This window comes from Bradyrhizobium sp. USDA 3397, assembly GCF_054060965.1.
This window is the reverse complement of the sequence record NZ_JBSSDS010000001.1, coordinates 5719944-5737500: the sequence shown is the minus strand read 5'-3', so window position 1 is coordinate 5737500 and position 17557 is coordinate 5719944. Positions and strand designations below refer to the sequence as shown.

At 61.0% G+C, this 17557-nt stretch carries 10 protein-coding genes, 2 tRNA genes and 2 rRNA genes (1 of these 14 running past the window's edge); 4 read left to right on the top strand and 10 right to left on the bottom strand.

The genetic code is table 11. The features are described 5' to 3' along the window. The 4 genes from ACVWYQ_RS26510 to ACVWYQ_RS26495 all read right to left on the bottom strand — a co-directional run. Nucleotides 1-881: ribosomal RNA gene (locus ACVWYQ_RS26510) — 23S ribosomal RNA — on the bottom strand (it extends 1966 nt beyond the left edge of the window). A 464-nt stretch (nucleotides 882-1345) separates the two neighbouring features. Then, a tRNA-Ala gene (locus ACVWYQ_RS26505) sits at nucleotides 1346-1421 on the bottom strand. Between the two features lie 109 nt (nucleotides 1422-1530). Next, a tRNA-Ile gene (locus ACVWYQ_RS26500) sits at nucleotides 1531-1607 on the bottom strand. Between the two features lie 192 nt (nucleotides 1608-1799). Continuing rightward, a 16S ribosomal RNA gene (locus ACVWYQ_RS26495) occupies nucleotides 1800-3288 on the bottom strand. Together the 16S and 23S rRNA genes with 2 tRNA genes alongside form the textbook arrangement of a ribosomal RNA operon. A gap of 1125 nt (nucleotides 3289-4413) precedes the next feature. Between ACVWYQ_RS26495 and ACVWYQ_RS26490 the strand changes: the two genes are divergently transcribed. Continuing rightward, on the top strand, nucleotides 4414-6477 hold the full coding sequence (locus ACVWYQ_RS26490; RefSeq protein WP_271546067.1) for a M23 family metallopeptidase: 2064 nt from the start codon (nucleotides 4414-4416) through the stop codon (nucleotides 6475-6477). A gap of 102 nt (nucleotides 6478-6579) precedes the next feature. Continuing rightward, nucleotides 6580-6837 carry a hypothetical protein gene (locus tag ACVWYQ_RS26485; protein ID WP_271546069.1) on the top strand — a complete coding sequence of 86 codons (258 nt, stop codon included), beginning with the start codon at nucleotides 6580-6582 and terminating at the stop codon, nucleotides 6835-6837. A gap of 227 nt (nucleotides 6838-7064) precedes the next feature. Here the strand turns inward: ACVWYQ_RS26485 and ACVWYQ_RS26480 are convergent, their stop codons facing one another. From ACVWYQ_RS26480 to ACVWYQ_RS26460, 5 genes are all read right to left on the bottom strand, one after another. Further along, nucleotides 7065-9098 (bottom strand): DUF2272 domain-containing protein, encoded by a 2034-nt coding sequence (locus ACVWYQ_RS26480; protein ID WP_404545559.1) that lies wholly within the window; start codon nucleotides 9096-9098, stop codon nucleotides 7065-7067. Between the two features lie 20 nt (nucleotides 9099-9118). Then, nucleotides 9119-10477, bottom strand: coding sequence for a hypothetical protein (locus ACVWYQ_RS26475; protein WP_271546073.1), 1359 nt, complete (start codon nucleotides 10475-10477; stop codon nucleotides 9119-9121). 89 nt (nucleotides 10478-10566) lie between these two features. Further along, nucleotides 10567-10809 carry a hypothetical protein gene (locus tag ACVWYQ_RS26470; RefSeq protein ID WP_404545557.1) on the bottom strand — a complete coding sequence of 81 codons (243 nt, stop codon included), beginning with the start codon at nucleotides 10807-10809 and terminating at the stop codon, nucleotides 10567-10569. Nucleotides 10810-11230: 421 nt separating this feature from the next. Next, the gene (locus tag ACVWYQ_RS26465) at nucleotides 11231-12055 is read right to left on the bottom strand and encodes an AfsR/SARP family transcriptional regulator (protein WP_456726546.1); all 825 of its coding nucleotides are present in this window, start codon (nucleotides 12053-12055) and stop codon (nucleotides 11231-11233) included. A 462-nt stretch (nucleotides 12056-12517) separates the two neighbouring features. Then, nucleotides 12518-13330: a helix-turn-helix domain-containing protein gene (locus tag ACVWYQ_RS26460; protein WP_456726545.1), complete on the bottom strand. Its 813-nt coding sequence runs from the start codon at nucleotides 13328-13330 to the stop codon at nucleotides 12518-12520. Between the two features lie 54 nt (nucleotides 13331-13384). Here ACVWYQ_RS26460 and ACVWYQ_RS26455 point away from each other — a divergent pair, with 54 nt between their 5' ends. Next, entirely contained in the window at nucleotides 13385-13804 is a 420-nt protein-coding gene (locus ACVWYQ_RS26455) for a nuclear transport factor 2 family protein (RefSeq protein WP_271546081.1), read from the top strand. A gap of 41 nt (nucleotides 13805-13845) precedes the next feature. Here the strand turns inward: ACVWYQ_RS26455 and clpB are convergent, their stop codons facing one another. Next, nucleotides 13846-16485, bottom strand: coding sequence for an ATP-dependent chaperone ClpB (gene clpB / locus ACVWYQ_RS26450; protein ID WP_271546083.1), 2640 nt, complete (start codon nucleotides 16483-16485; stop codon nucleotides 13846-13848). Between the two features lie 239 nt (nucleotides 16486-16724). Here clpB and ACVWYQ_RS26445 point away from each other — a divergent pair, with 239 nt between their 5' ends. Then, complete coding sequence (locus tag ACVWYQ_RS26445; RefSeq protein WP_456726544.1) at nucleotides 16725-17513, top strand: MOSC domain-containing protein; 789 nt, start codon at nucleotides 16725-16727, stop codon at nucleotides 17511-17513. The last annotated feature ends 44 nt before the right edge of the window (nucleotides 17514-17557 follow it).

Here is a 17557-nt window from a genome sequence, read left to right as displayed (position 1 = left end):
CCAGTTTGATTGGCCTTTCACCCCTAACCACAAGTCATCGGAGCCTTTTTCAACAGGCACCCGTTCGGTCCTCCAGTGAGTGTTACCTCACCTTCAACCTGCTCATGGCTAGATCACTAGGTTTCGGGTCTAATACAACGAACTTGGCGCCCTATTCAGACTCGCTTTCGCTACGCCTTCGCCTATCGGCTTAAGCTTGCTCGTTAAATTAAGTCGCTGGCCCATAATACAAAAGGTACGATGTCACCCAGAACGAATCTTGAGCTCCATCTGTTTGTAGGTGTCCGGTTTCAGGTCTATTTCACTCCCCTCGTCGGGGTGCTTTTCACCTTTCCCTCACGGTACTGGTTCGCTATCGGTCGCTGAGGAGTACTTAGGCTTGGAGGGTGGTCCCCCCGTGTTCAGACAGGATTGCACGTGTCCCGCCTTACTCGTGGATACATCATCGCATTACTCGTACGGGGCTATCACCCTCTGAGGCCCAGCTTTCCTGACTGGTTCCGATTGTCTTTGATGTATCACTGGCCTGGTCCGCGTTCGCTCGCCACTACTAACGGAGTCTCTGTTGATGTCCTTTCCTCCAGGTACTTAGATGTTTCAGTTCCCTGGGTTTGCTTGAAACCTCCTATGTATTCAGAAGTCTCATACCTTCTCTTGATAACCGGAAATCCAAAACCTCTAGGGTCATGGTCCCGATCATTTCTGGTCGAACACCAAGACACAAGGTCTTGGAGTTCCGGCTATCGAAGGTGGGTTTCCCCATTCGGAAATCCGCGGATCAAAGCTTCTTCGCAGCTCCCCACGGCTTATCGCAGCGTAGCACGTCCTTCATCGCCTCTCAGCGCCAAGGCATCCACCGAACACCCTTAAGGCACTTGATTGCTCTCATTATCAATGTCCACACACTCGGCAGAATGTTGTCTGCAGAATTACCTTGCGGCGCGCGCCCTCGATGAACGCTATCTGCAGCCGGACATTGACTAGAAAGACCAGCTTGCTTCGTAAGATCGTTCCGATAGCGAGGCGGTCAAGCTTCGCTAAAAGGATCATTTTACAACTCGCATTCAACCTCACGGCTGAAAGCGAGCGCCAAAAATGATCCGGAGATAATGGAGGATTCGCGCAACAATCTGCTGCACGACCCAACTCGGATCGATCTCCTCTTTACGATGTCAGAAAACACGCATCTTGCTGTCTATCCAGACTAGCAGGATGCGAAGTGATGTTTCGCGGACGATGATGGTTACGGGATCAGAAGTAGCCCGCCTTCGCCTTTCGGCTATGGCGCGGCAGCCTTCGCTACCGACTGGCTCGCCTAGCCGAAGCAGGCGTAGCCTGCGAAGGCTGGTGGAGCCAGACGGGATCGAACCGACGACCTCATGCTTGCAAAGCACGCGCTCTCCCAGCTGAGCTATGGCCCCGTAACCAGAAGACGAATGCTCGTTTGATTAGCCCGCCTTCGCCAAGGCTACGGCGCGGCAGCCTTCGTTTCGAAAGGCTTGCCTAGCCGAAGCAGCGAAGCGCGAAGGCTGGTGGGCCTGGGAAGACTTGAACTTCCGACCTCACGCTTATCAAGCGCGCGCTCTAACCAACTGAGCTACAAGCCCCTAACGCATATCCCGTCAGGGACCGTGGGATCCTGCTTGATGCAGGCCCAGCGCGTGTTCGTCCGCGAAGAAAGAGAAACGAAGACGGCGAAATCCCGCCAATGCAGCTCAACGATCTGGCGATCTGTTGGCCACTGATGTTTCTAAAACGATCCGATAGTGAGCGTGAGCTCGCTGAAGGATCATCCTTAGAAAGGAGGTGATCCAGCCGCAGGTTCCCCTACGGCTACCTTGTTACGACTTCACCCCAGTCGCTGACCCTACCGTGGCCGGCTGCCTCCCTTGCGGGTTAGCGCACCGTCTTCAGGTAAAACCAACTCCCATGGTGTGACGGGCGGTGTGTACAAGGCCCGGGAACGTATTCACCGTGGCGTGCTGATCCACGATTACTAGCGATTCCAACTTCATGGGCTCGAGTTGCAGAGCCCAATCCGAACTGAGACGGCTTTTTGAGATTTGCGAAGGGTCGCCCCTTAGCATCCCATTGTCACCGCCATTGTAGCACGTGTGTAGCCCAGCCCGTAAGGGCCATGAGGACTTGACGTCATCCCCACCTTCCTCGCGGCTTATCACCGGCAGTCTCCTTAGAGTGCTCAACTAAATGGTAGCAACTAAGGACGGGGGTTGCGCTCGTTGCGGGACTTAACCCAACATCTCACGACACGAGCTGACGACAGCCATGCAGCACCTGTGCTCCAGGCTCCGAAGAGAGGGTCACATCTCTGCGACCGGTCCTGGACATGTCAAGGGCTGGTAAGGTTCTGCGCGTTGCGTCGAATTAAACCACATGCTCCACCGCTTGTGCGGGCCCCCGTCAATTCCTTTGAGTTTTAATCTTGCGACCGTACTCCCCAGGCGGAATGCTTAAAGCGTTAGCTGCGCCACTAGTGAGTAAACCCACTAACGGCTGGCATTCATCGTTTACGGCGTGGACTACCAGGGTATCTAATCCTGTTTGCTCCCCACGCTTTCGTGCCTCAGCGTCAGTACCGGGCCAGTGAGCCGCCTTCGCCACTGGTGTTCTTGCGAATATCTACGAATTTCACCTCTACACTCGCAGTTCCACTCACCTCTCCCGGACTCAAGATCTTCAGTATCAAAGGCAGTTCTGGAGTTGAGCTCCAGGATTTCACCCCTGACTTAAAGACCCGCCTACGCACCCTTTACGCCCAGTGATTCCGAGCAACGCTAGCCCCCTTCGTATTACCGCGGCTGCTGGCACGAAGTTAGCCGGGGCTTATTCTTGCGGTACCGTCATTATCTTCCCGCACAAAAGAGCTTTACAACCCTAGGGCCTTCATCACTCACGCGGCATGGCTGGATCAGGGTTGCCCCCATTGTCCAATATTCCCCACTGCTGCCTCCCGTAGGAGTTTGGGCCGTGTCTCAGTCCCAATGTGGCTGATCATCCTCTCAGACCAGCTACTGATCGTCGCCTTGGTGAGCCATTACCTCACCAACTAGCTAATCAGACGCGGGCCGATCTTTCGGCGATAAATCTTTCCCCGTAAGGGCTTATCCGGTATTAGCACAAGTTTCCCTGTGTTGTTCCGAACCAAAAGGTACGTTCCCACGCGTTACTCACCCGTCTGCCGCTGACGTATTGCTACGCCCGCTCGACTTGCATGTGTTAAGCCTGCCGCCAGCGTTCGCTCTGAGCCAGGATCAAACTCTCAAGTTGGACTTGAACTTTGAACCGGCTGATCACAACGTTTGACGAGGTCCCACCATTATCGACCGAAGTCGATGTGCTGCCCGCGATTCACATCGCTGGCAACGATGGTGTTTCCTTTAAAACGTGTACCGCCGAAGTCTTTCGTCCGGTCTCGATCAGAAAAGCCGAAGCTTCTCGGAAGCGAGACCCGCAAGGACTCCGCCGTCCACGTTTCTCTTTCTTCATCTTCACTTGTCAAACAGCCCGAGACCGTGGAGGCCTCAACCTTCCTGAGAGGAAGGGTTCCGACACCCTTACCGACGATGGATGAACTCCAACCGACTGGTGTCGGCTGTTGTGTCACTCAACAAGGTGAGGAGCATCAGTGGCGCGTTCGCTCGCCTTGGTCAGTGACCCGGCGGCGCCGCGCTCAGTGGTTGGGGTTATAGGCCCCACCTTCCGGCCTGTCAACGCCAATCGTCAACAAATCGTCGCACAGTGGAAGGTCGACAAAACATACACGATTCCAGGCGGTTAGAAGGCTGTCGGTCGCGCCGGACGAGCCCGCCCGGCAAAAAATCTGAAAAAAAGTTTGCCCGCCGGCGGGCTCCGGAGAGCGCCTTGGAGCCCTCCCTGGCGGCCTCCCCCGGGGCCCCTCCTCCGCACCCCCGCCACCCCGGGGGCGTGTCGTCCCAAGGGCTGACGGCCCCCCGGCCAGACGCCCGCCTCCCCCGCTATAGGCGGCCCTGCCCCCCACCCCGCCCGAGCTCAGCCCGTGATCTGACGGGGGCCTTTACGGCCCGGCATTTAGGAAACTTTTTCCATATTTGGCGCCGTACTTGAGCCACAATCCCGCGGCGTTCTGATAAGAGACAAGCTTGAATCGCGGGGACGCCTGTGGGGGCTGCCGGCGATTTTCATGGGGTCAGAGGAAGGCGATGTTGCAGATGACGCGACCTTCCTTCGGCATTCGAAAGACATCGAGAGAGCTTTACCCGTCCAGCTGTTCGTAATTTCGGCCGGCCCCATCAAGGGGCTTTCTGGGCGCGGACAGTTGTGCGGCTTGCCTGCTCCGGCGATCCCCGTTCAAGAGGGCAGCCTGGGACAGGTTCGAAACCGGGCATCTTGGGTCGTTGAGTTGGGGGACTTGGGTTGAACCACAGGACGTCACGCGGCACTTACGGGCGTGAGACCGGGATCATCGATCTCGGCCACGAGCCGCCGCTGTCCGTCGATGGTTCTGAAGCCGCGGTGATCGACCGCCGCCGCGTCTCGGTGCAATGGTTCAGCGGGACAATTTTGACCGGACTCTGCGGCGCAGCCCTGATCGGCGGCGCCGTTTTCGCTTCGCTCGACGGCGAGATGACCTTCGCCAAGGTGCCGGAGCGGGTCGAAGGCGCGCTGCGCGGCGCATTCGGCGCCGCCGATCGTGCCGCCACGCTGCACAAGAGCGATCGCCTGCCGCCGCCGAGCGAATCCACCGCTTCGCGCAACGTGATGCGCGTCTCGACGGTTGCCCGCGTCGGCAACCGTGACGTGATGCGGGTGCGTCCGTTCGTGCGGATCGCCGGCAATCTGTCGATGACGACGAGCGATCTGTCGGCAAAGATCCCGCCGTTCAACGCCCAGCGCCTGCTGACCGATGTCGGCTCCGACCCGAAGACGGCGTCCGACGATCCCAACAATCCCGAAGCCGTCGAGCCCGACGCGGAAGTGTCCTTCGTCACCAAGGACCTGTCGCCGGTGCTGCCGAAGGCCAAGATTTCCGCGGTGGTGGCACTCGACGACATCCTGATGCGGGTGCGCGATGCCGCCAATTGGCGCGGCAATGGCGGGGTGCGCTACGCCTCGCTCGCCAACACGGCTGCCGACATCTCCGGCGCGACCGGTCCTTCCGACATCAGAACCGCTTACGCCGCCGAGGCCTCGCCGTCCGACCCCTATGCCGGCTTCGAGACGCGCGTGGTGCCGGAAAATGTCACGTTGCTGCCCAAGACCAAGGAGCAGATCACCGGCGGCAATCCCAACGGCGAACGCGTCCACATGGTCAAGAAGGGCGACAGCGTCGCCGGCGTGCTGCGCGATCTCGGCGCCAATGCCGACGAGATCAAGGCGATCACCGCGACGCTCGGACCGCGCGGCCGCGACGGCGGCCTGAAGGAAGGCGAGAAGCTCCGCATCCTGATGGCGCCGGCAAGCCCCGGCGCCCGCTTGCAGCCCTATCGCGTCGTGGTTGCAAACGACACGATGGTGGAAGCGATCGCGGCGCTGTCCGATCTCGGCAAATACGTCGCCGTCGACGTCTCCAGCATGAACACCGTCGCCGATACTGCGGCCAACGCCAGCAGCGACGACGAGGATGACGATGACGGCTCCGGAGTGCGGCTCTACCAGAGCATCTACGAGACCGCGATGCGCAACAAGGTCCCGATGCCCGTCATCGAGGACATGATCAAGATCTACTCCTACGACGTCGATTTCCAGCGCAAGGTGCAGCCCGGAGATTCCTTCGACGTGTTTTACGCCGGCGAGGACGAGGGCGTGACGTCGAGCGAAAAGAACGAGGTGCTGTTCGCCTCGCTCACCGTCGGCGGCGAGACCAAGAAATACTACCGCTACCAGAGCCCCGACGACGGCCTCGTCGACTATTACGACGAGACCGGCAAGAGCGCGAAGAAGTTCCTGGTCAGAAAGCCCGTCAATAACGCCATCATGCGCTCCGGCTTCGGCGGCCGCCGCCACCCGATCCTCGGCTACGTGAAGATGCATACCGGCGTCGACTGGTCCACCTCCTACGGCACGCCGATCTTCGCCTCCGGCAACGGCATGATCGAGAAGGCCGGCCCCGAGGGCGGTTACGGCAAGTACATCCGCATCAAGCACGCCAACGGCTACGAGACTGCCTACGGCCACATGTCGGCCTTCGCCAAGGGCATGGAGCCCGGCAAGAAGGTGCGGCAGGGCCAGGTGATCGGCTTCGTCGGCTCCTCCGGCCTGTCGACCGGCCCGCACGTCCATTACGAGATCCTGGTCAACGGCCGCTTCGTCGATCCGATGCGCGTGAAGCTGCCGCGCGGCCGTTCGCTGGAGGGCCCGATGCTGGCAAGCTTCGAGAAGGAGCGCGACCGGCTCGACGGCATGATGAGCGGCCGCGGCGGCGCCATCGCCCGCATGTCGGACGCCACCGGCGGGCCGCTGCAGGTCACCAACCGCTAAGCCGGCAAGGCGCCGAGAAGAGTTGCGTACGCGCCTTGCCGGGGGAACCGGCGCGCCGGTTCCCCAGTTAGACGCGGACGGAAGCCAGCAGGAGGATCGCCCATGACGCGCCTCTCACGCGACGATGTCGTCAAAGCCGTGGACCGCGCCGACGACGTCACCATTGCCCAGATCATCGGAACCGGCGCGACCGCTGAGGAGCTTGCTGAGGCCCAGGCCTGGCTCGCCAACGACGAGCCGATGATCAACGACCTGCGCCCGCTGGCGCAGGGCCGGGTGCGCGAGCTGGTGGATATTTTGTCGGAGCTGGAGGAGGAGGAGGACCCGGCCGATCCTGGCGCCGCATCCGCAGTCAGTTAGCAGGCTGGACCCAAAACAACTCCCCCGGAGAGGACGAGGGATACGACGCAGTAAGTCGACGCCCGACTGCTACACACTACGCGACGGCCTACTACAGACCCCTGCGATCCTTGGCGTATATGCCAACGCCTTCGACGTTCTCCCAGCGAATAGTGTGGCGCCATTGCAATCAGCGTTGTCAGGCGTCGCTCCCTGTACCCGTTCGAGACTATGAAATTTCTCCGCCTCTAAGGCAGGCGATTCTCCATGATCGCGAACAGAAGCGCTTCCTGAAACCGGCCACCCTTGACGAAGCCATTTTCGAGGGCGAACGTCCGCTTCGTGACGGAGTTGCCGACGTTGCCACCGATCACGTCAAATTCGTTATCCCGGACTTCGACCACAATATCGCAATGGCCATCATAGTCGCCGCCTTTTTGATGGTCATAGTCAACGCCATCTTCTCGTGCCCAGCAGATGATATCGCCTGCGACCGGCTTGTGAGCGTTGAGGCGCTGACACCAATAGGCCGCCTCGGCGCGGCCGTCGAAATCACGAATACCCTGGCTGATGTAGACAGAATGCTGGGAGGATCCGCGGAACTTGTTCGCTGCACCAGCACCCTTCACGAGAAATGAGATGAAGGCCGCGGACCACGGTTTGTTGGTCCGCCCGTCGGAGCTGAGGTCGCCTACGACGCGCCAGTATGTTCCAATGCGTTCAAAAAAACCTGGCTCCGCTTCCCTGTGGCCCGCCTTGATGGTCGCACCGGCAAGATCGAACGTGTTATTGCCGAAAAAGTCCCACTCACTGGCGGCCATCTCACAGAGCTTGCCGGCGAACCCCGGCTGAGCGCCCGCATCGAAGTCGGGCTCGACACGCAGGAAGAGCTTGTCCGCGCGCTCGTAGCCAAAATCCATCCTGCGAGCGATTTTTATCAGCGCCGATTTTACGTCGAGCGGAGCGCCGAAGAGCCAAGGCCGAATAGCGCTCAGAATCGCAAGCTCCGTTGCTCCGACCTCTTCGGACACGGCAGTCTGGAATGAGGCGTCAGGATTTGCCAGTATCCTGACTGCGTGGGCCGCACCAACCAGCTGCGCAAGATAGAGTTCCGCCGACGTCGGAAGCCTGTCGGGCAACGACGGCTGCAGAACCTTGGTGTCGGCCACGGTCGCCTTTGCTGCGATAAAGGGCTGGGCCAGCGGTTTGAAACGGCTTCTAGCATTCATTCCCGTCGTCCCATCCGCAATCAGTTCATTCCAGTCAGCTGCCTTGATGAGGAAAGGACCAACTTCGTCGCCCTGGACCGCAGCAACATTCTTGATGCCGGTCTCGGTATCCGCAAAAGCCACCAGATGGTGCGCGCTGGTTCCGCTGAATCGCGCAGCGTTCAGGCACATCTGAGCAAAGCCGTCGATGTCGACCTCCGGTTCGGGAATCATAGGCTTGAATATGCCGCCACGGGCAAAGCCACGGCGTTTCGGCTCGGATTGAACCTCAATCTCCCACATCACCCCAACTTCACTGATCTTGAGGCAGGGCAGATCCTCCTCGACGATGTCGGGATCGTCGGCAGGAGCGGCCGTGGCTGTGGGCCGCAACTCAAACGGCCCGGAAGCGAGGAACAGGCCGGTTTCCAGTGGTTTTGTCTGCGCCATGACAGTCGATGACACGCCCCCGACGACAACGCTTGGACCGGCGCCCCCAGCGATGCTGGCGCCTCCGTCGAGGAGCCTTTTCAGCAGCGCCATTGCGCCTACCTGGCTGCTCTTCTTGTTGGGATCGAAAACGTGATCGGCGATGAACTTGCCCTTGGTATAGTGATTTGTGAACGACCACAGATACGGCGAATTGATGCCGGTATTCTGCGTTCGATACCCAAACCCATTGTACTTTTCCAACTCGAACGCAATCCGCTCGATCGGCCAGTCCTTCACCGCGTCGAGGTTGTGCCTCGGCATCGTCAGTGCATCCACGGCACTGTCGATCCACGTGAAGGGAGGCGATCCTGTCGGGGGACGGCCAGCCGGTACGTCAGTCGTGCGCCCGCTCAAGGGATTGCCGTTGTGCAAATGGCGATTCATTTTGCAATCGGCTTCCAGGCTATGGATGATCCCGACGATCGGCCATGGCACGCCGGTTTGCGCCGTCACCTTTTCATAGTCGGCCCGATTGCCCAGAACCCTTGCAACGGCCGTGTCGACGCCTTGAACCTCTTTCACCACCATCGACTGAAACAAACGTGAATATTCGTCTTTGAGGTCAGCAAATTCATTAGCCATGGAAACGTCCCCACGCTCGGTTACTGGACCAGGCCGTCTTTCGTGATCTGTTGCCACAGCTGCTGGTCAATTGCGCTTCCGGCCGCAATCGGCAATCCAAGTGCGGAATAGGCTTTCCGAAGCGCAGTTATCGACGAACGAATGGTTTCCCCCACCGCGACATTGCTCGAAGTGGTACCCAGCTCTGGTGGCAGCGCAATTTTTTCGGTGACGCGCTTGTTTACGCTTTCAATCGCCCGCTTGATGCGCGCACGAACGCTGTCTTCGCCAAATCGGCTAACGATGCCGGTTTCGAATGAATTTGCCAGCGCCTCAACCCTGCACGACTGGACGTCTTTTACGGCCTTTGTCAGGGTCGCCAATTGATCTCCATTCTCGATTACGCCGGGTTTCCTGCTCTGCAGGCCTGACGCCCCCATGAAATCGATCAGAGCCCGTCGCGTCGGAGAGCCTTCGGGACCAAAATCGCCGGTATCATCGACGCAGAGAACGCGCTGGATGTTCCTCGCTTGATCCATACCCATAGTTTTCTCGATATCGGAGAGCACCGTAGGCGTCGGCTTCTTCGGCCCGGGCGTCACGAAGATGGGACGATCCGCGCGCTGCGCCGGAACACCTACCAAGGGAGGCTTGACGCCGAGCGCGCCGGCACCGGCCTGCTGAAATACCATGATCGTCGCGTTGATGTCCGTCTCGATCGTGAACGGCGTGCAGATATTCAAATACGAGCGCATCGCATGAATGGCCGCGGGCCTGTTCTCGATCCTGACCGACTGGAGCTCGACCCTGTACTCGCTTCGTCGCCTCAACACCAACGTCTGCACGGTCGTCTTGTCGACTTCGAGCAGCAAGCGTGAATTGACGTTGATGAAGGTGTCGGCGGCGAGCCCGAAGGCAAGGCCTGCGAGCGTGATCGGGTTAGCGCTCACGCCAGACACGCGCATGATGGCCTGGCTCGCGACGGTGAGATCACCGAGCTCTTTCAGCACCGCGGTGTTGGTTCGACGCCTATCGTCAAGCCAGGCGAGATAAGAGTCGCACCGCCGGTCGACATCGTTGAGTCCTGCCTGCACGAGCAGGTTCCAGTCGTTGGGACTCAGTTGCACGTTTACGCATTGTCCCTCTCTGGTCGAAGTGAGCGACAAGGTCTGCCGGCAAAGCTCCGTCAGATAGATGTCCTGATAATGTGTCGTTGCAACGATGTCTTCGGAGTAAAGCTCCGTGCCGATCCCGTATCGGAAGTACCGCGTCTCGGTCGTATCGCAGCCGCTCAGCAGCAGCCCCAGACACGCGAACGCAACGATTCCCCAAACGCTACGCATCGACGCAATCTCGCAAAATAAATGAAACTCGTGGCGAGCCTCGATCAAATTGCTCAAGACGATTCACACGCCCGCAACCATCGAAGCATCGCTTGGATGGTTGCTGGCGGCTCGTTGCGTGATCGATCTTGCGCACGGCTTGTCTCTCACTGTTCGGGCGTTGGCGGCTCAACGGTCGAAGTCGCCTGCTCTTCATGTGCTTCCGCCGCCACGTTCAGATTGGCGGTGACGATTGCGAAAGCGCGTTGCACGTCGTCGACCACATCGCGCCGCCGCGTATTGATGTTGCGGACGAGAACCCTCCAACCGCCTTCGCCGCTGCCACCGGCGGTTTCCCGCCAGAAGCGCAGAATGAAAACCTGATCCGAGAGCGGCTGTTGTGAGCTCATGGGCCGAGCGTCGCATGGTGTGAACTCGGGAGAATTGCGCGATGGTTCCGGGATGGTCGCCGTCTGGTCACAGTGGCTTGCGGCGAGAATTCCGCAGCGATCGCGCCGCGATCACGGTAGAATCACGATGCGACCGGGCGAGGCAAAGCCCTGCCCGGCCATGGCCAAGCCAAGCCCTGATCAAGCTTGCGATATCAGTCGGATTCGGGGACTGCGGCGCCTGGAGCTTTTCCCGTTCCGATTGAATCGGACCGGGGCTCTCGATTCTTGTTTCACGCGTTTTCTTGGCGCGAACCAGTATCCACTTCGCTCGAAAACGCTCTAAAGCGCGATGCGATTAGGATGAATCGTCATCGCGCTTTAGGTTGTTGTTTGAGCATGATCTTTTCGGAAAACTGCTCACACTTTTCCGGATCATGCTCTAGTTTACTGCCCGCCGCCTCTCGTCGCGGCTCATCAGCTGCATGCGTAAATGCTGAGCGTCATCGGCGTTGTGCAGATTCCTGATCTCGTCAATGATTGCACGCGTCGCTGGAAGCGGAGAAATTCCCAGCTCCTGCTGGATCATGGCGATCCAATGATCGTAGTACCTGATGGCGTCGATACGTCTCTCATCGAGTGCAAGCAAAGTCAGGAGATGACGAACCAGTTCCTCGCGATAGGGATCGAAGCGCAGCGCGTGACGGGCGAGCAGGATCGCATCATGATAGTGGCCACAAAGCCCAAGGCGACGAACGATGGTCATTGCCGACCGCACAAAAAGGGAATGCAGTCGCTCGCGCTCCTCCAATATCCAGTCGGCCTCTTCGCCATCCAGGAATGGCCCCTCGTAGCGGTACAGGACGGCGAGAACCTCCTTCATCGTGGAAGGATCCACGTGCGCCTCAACACCGGTGGGAGCGGCCTGTGCCGCTTCAAGCAGGGCCCAGGTGTCGACGTCCAGCCAAGACGCCCTCTCGAGAATAGTCTCCGAGCCGATGGTCCTGAGGCTATAGCCCTCTCTGTACTCCGGAGCTGACGCGAGCAGCTTTCGCAAGCGCCAGATCGCAGAGTTCACGGCTCGGCGTCCCCTGTCCGTATCGAGCTCCGGCCAAAACAGGTCGATAAGTCGCTCGCGACGATGCGGGCGGTCCGGAAAGGTGAAAAGGAAACCGGCCAATCTCCGTCCGGCTGGACCGAGATCCGACCAAACCTGCTCGTTACCGCGCGCAACCCGGCTCGCCCCCAGCAAACTAACGGTCAACACCGCCGCCCCTCCACGCAAAACACAACAAAAATTGCCTGTGGCGTTCAGTCATCGCAGCTCGAAATTGCGAGCTCAGTCTAAAATTGTCGGTTGCTCAAAGACTCGCATCAAATCCCCGAGCTCGCGGCCGCGGGGGAAATGCCGCCGACCGAGATGCAATTATGGCAACAGAGCCTGTGGTTGTTCAACATCAATTTACACCCAGAGCGGACAACCGCAGTGCGTGTGGCTTTTCAACGACACAACACTACGCCGATACCCGGCCTCCCCTGCAAAAGCGAAAGCCCTATCCGCGCCAGCTGGGAGGGCTTTGATGCGCAGCCGACGCCCCTCACCCTCCGGCTGGTTCACCAGACGCTCCGAACCGAGATTCATGATCAGCGTGTTGCTGAAATCGACGGTGCGGCCCTGGCCATCGGCAGCAGCCGTCGTCGAGCACCTGCAAACAGCACGTTGCAGACATTAATCCGCGCGCACCCGTGCGAACAATTCCGACGGCATCATACCGAACATGTCGCGGAAGGCCGTGCTGAAATGCGCGGAGCTGGAAAAGCCCGCGTCATGCGCGGCCTCGGTCAGCGATTGGCCTTGTGCGACCGCCCGTGCGGCAGCGCCGATCCGGGACCAGATCCGGTAGCGGCGGAGCGGCACACCCGTGACGTCCTTGAACAGATGCAGGAAGCGCGAGGACGAAAGCCCGGCCTTGCGGCTAAGTTCAGCAAGCGTGTGCGAACCGCCGGGCTCCTCGCGCATCCGCTTGATGGCGGCGGCAATTCTTGCATCCGGCTGCGGATTTGATCCAATCCCAAGCATATCGCGGGCTGCTCGCTGCGCGTGCTCTGATGCGAGGCGTCGCTCCGCGATGTCGCAGAACAGCGCGACGACCGACCTCTCGTCGATCAGGTCGAACGCGGCGTTCGATCCCACCTCCTTCATTCGTGAGCGAAGCGCCTCGATATCGCGCCCGAGGGGATCGACAATCAGAAAGGCCGTCCGTCCGGCATCGATGCGGAGATGGTGCAGACTGTTGGGCATGATCAGCACGCTGCGGGTCTGGCGATAAGACGGTGAGCGCGCCCTCGGATCGTTAGCTACGCCTATCGCCCCGTCGAGCGCGACGGCCAGCACGCCGGTGGCATTGCGGTGGGGCGTCAGCCCGAAGGCTGGACCGAGATAGAGCACCCGCGCGTCCCAATCGAGCATCCGCGCCCTCTTCGGTCCGTCGCTGGGCGGCGTGCTGATAGCCAGTTCCTGAAAGCCGGGAGGCGAGGTCATGGCTCATCATAGCGCACCGGCACAGCGCTGCCGATGACCCGGGAGATCATATCGATGGACAGAGTTCTGGTAGATGACGCTGCACAAATCGCCGCAATCCGCGCCGCCGTCACGCGCTACGCGACCGCCTGGCAGGCCGGTGACCGCGCCGCCATCGCCGCCTGCTACCACGATGAATTCATGCTGCACTATGCAGGCCATAACCCGCTCGCCGGCACTCACCACGGCAAGGCGGCCGCGCTTGCCACTCTGGCCGAGGTCGCACGCCGCTCCAACCGAAAACTTCTCGGCATCGATGACGTGATGGCCGGGCCGCGGCGCGGCGCCATTCTCGCACGGGAATCATTCAGCCGGGACGGTCGCACGGCTGAATTGGAACGATTGCTGGTCTATGCCGTGCGTGAAGGCCTGCTGAGCGAATGCTGGGTCTACGACCGCGATCAGGCAGTGGTGGACGCGTTCTTAGCGGATTGAAAACGCCCTCCGCGAGTTTGGCGCGGAGGGCGTGTATTTCATCAGTTCAGCTTCCGTTTAGGCACCGGTGCCTCGAACTGGGTGATCTCCGCGGTCTGCGGCGCCTTGCCGTTGAAGGTCAGCACATTGCCTTCGGACGAGATCGCGACATTGTCGCCGTCCCTGACATCGCCGGCCAGGATCATCTCGGCGAGCGGATCCTGGAGGTAGCGCTGGATCACCCGCTTCAAAGGCCTTGCGCCGTAGGCGGGATCCCAGCCCTTGGCGGCGAGCCAGTCGCGGCCGGCGGCATCGAGGCTCAGCACGATCTTGCGATCGGTCAGGAGCTTCTGCAGGCGTGCGAACTGGATCTCGACGATGCGGCCCATCTCGCTGCGCTGCAGCCGGTGGAACAGGATGATCTCGTCGACGCGGTTGAGGAATTCGGGCCGGAAGTGCGCCCGCACCATTCCCATCACCTGCTCACGCACTGCCGCGGTGTCCTCGCCCTCCGGCTGGTTCACCAGATATTCCGAACCGAGGTTCGAGGTCATGATGATCAGCGTGTTGCGGAAGTCGACGGTGCGGCCCTGGCCGTCGGTCAGGCGGCCGTCGTCGAGCACCTGCAACAGCACGTTGAAGACGTCAGGATGCGCCTTCTCGATCTCGTCGAACAGCACGACCTGATAGGGCCGGCGCCGCACCGCTTCGGTGAGCGCGCCGCCCTCGTCATAGCCGACATAGCCGGGAGGCGCGCCGATCAGCCGCGAGACCGAGTGCTTCTCCATGTATTCGGACATGTCGAGGCGGACCATCGCGGTCTCGTCGTTGAACAGGTACTCCGCGAGAGCCTTGGTCAGCTCGGTCTTGCCGACGCCGGTCGGCCCTAAGAACATGAACGAGCCGGTGGGGCGGTTCGGGTCCTGCAGGCCCGCGCGCGAGCGGCGCACGGCGGTCGCGACAGCACGCACGGCTTCGGCCTGGCCGACGACGCGCTTGCCGAGCTGCTCCTCCATCTTCAGGAGCTTCTCCTTCTCGCCTTCCAGCATCTTGTCGACGGGCACGCCGGTCCAGCGCGAGACCACCTGCGCGATGTGGTTGGCGGTAACAGCCTCCTCCATCATCTCGCCGGCATTCTCCTTGGCTTCGATCTCGGCAAGCTGCTTCTCGAGCTGCGGGATCCGCCCATAGGCCAGCTCGCCGGCCTTCTGGAATTCGCCGCGCCGCTGCGCGTTGGCGAGCTCGACACGCAAGCCGTCGAGCTCGGCCTTCAGCTTCTGGGCGTCGGAGAGCTTGTTCTTCTCCGCGCTCCAGCGCGCCGTCAGCGCCGCCGACTTCTCCTCGAGCTCGGCGAGGTCCTTCTCCAGGGTCTGGAGCCGGGACTTGGAGCCGGGATCGCTCTCCTTCTTCAGCGCCTCCTGCTCGATCTTGAGGCGGATGATCTCGCGGTCGAGCGAATCCAGCTCTTCCGGCTTGGAATCGACCTGCATCTTCAGCCGCGCCGCGGCCTCGTCCATGAGGTCGATCGCCTTGTCAGGCAGGAAGCGGTCGGTGATGTAGCGGTTGGACAGCGTCGTCGCCGCAACAAGCGCGGAATCGGTGATCCGCACGCCGTGATGCTGCTCATACTTGTCCTTCAGCCCGCGCAGGATCGAGATGGTGTCCTCGACCGAGGGCTCGCTGACGAAGATCGGCTGGAACCGCCGGGCCAGCGCGGCGTCCTTCTCGACGTGCTTCTGGTACTCGTCAAGCGTGGTCGCGCCGATGCAGTGCAGCTCGCCGCGCGCGAGCGCCGGCTTGAGCAGGTTGGAGGCGTCCATCGCGCCATCGCCCTTGCCGGCGCCGATCAGCGTGTGCATCTCGTCGATGAACAGGATGAAGGTGCCCTCGCTGCCGGTCACTTCCTGCAGCACGGCCTTCAGCCGCTCCTCGAACTCGCCGCGGTATTTTGCGCCGGCGATCAGTGCGCCCAAGTCGAGCGACAGCAGCTTCTTGTCCTTCAGGCTCTCCGGCACGTCGCCGTTGACGATGCGCAGCGCGAGGCCTTCGGCGATGGCGGTCTTGCCGACCCCGGGCTCGCCGATCAGGACGGGATTGTTCTTGGTCCTGCGCGAGAGCACTTGAATCGTACGGCGGATCTCCTCGTCGCGGCCGATGACCGGGTCTAGCTTGCCGTCGCGCGCGGCCTGGGTCAGGTCGCGGGCATATTTCTTCAGCGCGTCATAAGCGTTCTCGGCGGTCGCAGAGTCGGCCGTGCGACCCTTGCGCAGCGCCTCGATCGCGGCGTTGAGGTTTTGCGGCGTGACGCCGCCCTTATTGAGGATGGTGCCGGCCTCGCTGGTCTTCTCCAGCGTCAGGCCGAGCAGCAGCCGCTCGACGGTGACGAAGCTGTCGCCGGCCTTCTCGCCGGCCTTTTCGGCCGCATCGAAAGTGCGGGCCAGCTCGGGCGCGAGATAGATCTGCCCGGCACCGCCGCCGGAGACCTTCGGCACCTTGTTGAGGGCGTCCTCGGTCGCCTTCAGGATTGCACGGGAATTGCCGCCAGCGCGGTCGATCAGACCGGCGGCGAGCCCTTCATTGTCGTCCAAGAGGACCTTCAGCACATGCAGGGTTGAGAACTGCTGGTGCCCCTCGCGCATCGCGAGCGACTGCGCGGACTGGATGAAGCCCCTGGAGCGTTCGGTATACTTCTCGATATTCATCTTTTCTGTCCCTCGGCCTGCCCTCGGGGCCCTCTAAGGCACCCCAAACGGCATCTTCATTGGGTTTCCAATTACCGCATTGACGTTTCTCAACCGGTAACGGTCGTCTTTTGCCGGCGTTGCCGCCGGCCTGGGCCAGATGTGGGAAGCAGGCTGCGGATCCGAAAGAGGCAACTTCACGATTTCGTGCGCGCGGGAGCGGGCTTGGCGCTGGCAGGCCGAATCCCTTAAGTAGCGGCATGACAGCCAACCATACCGCCGAGATCACCGGCCTCTACCGCTATCCCATCAAGGGCCTGACGCCGGAACGCCTCTCGCACGTTCCTTTGCGGGTCGGTCAGACCCTGCCGGCCGACCGCCGCTACGCCATCGAGAACGGCCCGAGCGGGTTCAACCCCGAGGCGCCCGAATGGAAGCCGAAAATCCAGTTTCTGATGCTGGCGCGCAATGAGCGGCTGGCCGAGCTCGACAGCCGGTTCGACGACGAAACCAACGTGCTGACCATCCGCAAGAACGGCCAGATCGTCGCCAGCGGCGATCTCGAGACCGTCGCCGGGCGCGCCGCCATCGAGGCCTATTTCATGGAGAACTTTCAGCCCGAGTTGAAGGGCCCGCCCAAAATTCTCTCCGGCCGCGACCACAGCTTCTCCGACGTCGCCCGCAAGGTCGTCTCCATCATCAATCTCGACAGCGTCCGCGCCATCGAGACCATGCTCGGCGGCGTCGCCGTGCACCCGATGCGCTTCCGCGCCAATCTCTACGTGAAAGGCTGGCCGGCCTGGTCGGAGCTCGACCTCGTCGGCCAGACGCTCGCGATCGGACAGGCCCGGCTGAAGGTGATCAAGCGCATCGTCCGTTGCCCGGCCACCAATGTCGACCCCGAGACCGCCAAGCGCGATCTCGAAATTCCGCCCACGCTCTCGCGCCGTCTCGGCCATATGGACTGCGGCATCTATGCCGAGGTGATCGCCGACGGTGACGTCGGCGTCGGCGATGTGGTGGCGGTGGAAGAGCCGAAGCTCATCTAAGCTGCCGTAGGGTGGGCAAAGGCGCTCTTGCGCCGTGCCCACCA

Excerpts from the sequence above, each read along its gene's own strand:
- ACVWYQ_RS26485 (WP_271546069.1), top strand. The coding sequence starts at position 6,580 with ATGACGCGCCTCTCACGCGACGATGTCGTCAAAGCCGTGGACCGCGCC.
- ACVWYQ_RS26480 (WP_404545559.1), bottom strand. The coding sequence starts at position 9,098 with ATGGCTAATGAATTTGCTGACCTCAAAGACGAATATTCACGTTTGTTT.
- ACVWYQ_RS26470 (WP_404545557.1), bottom strand. The coding sequence starts at position 10,809 with ATGAGCTCACAACAGCCGCTCTCGGATCAGGTTTTCATTCTGCGCTTC.
- ACVWYQ_RS26460 (WP_456726545.1), bottom strand. The coding sequence starts at position 13,330 with ATGACCTCGCCTCCCGGCTTTCAGGAACTGGCTATCAGCACGCCGCCC.
- ACVWYQ_RS26455 (WP_271546081.1), top strand. The coding sequence starts at position 13,385 with ATGGACAGAGTTCTGGTAGATGACGCTGCACAAATCGCCGCAATCCGC.
- clpB (WP_271546083.1), bottom strand. The coding sequence starts at position 16,485 with ATGAATATCGAGAAGTATACCGAACGCTCCAGGGGCTTCATCCAGTCC.
- ACVWYQ_RS26445 (WP_456726544.1), top strand. The coding sequence starts at position 16,725 with ATGACAGCCAACCATACCGCCGAGATCACCGGCCTCTACCGCTATCCC.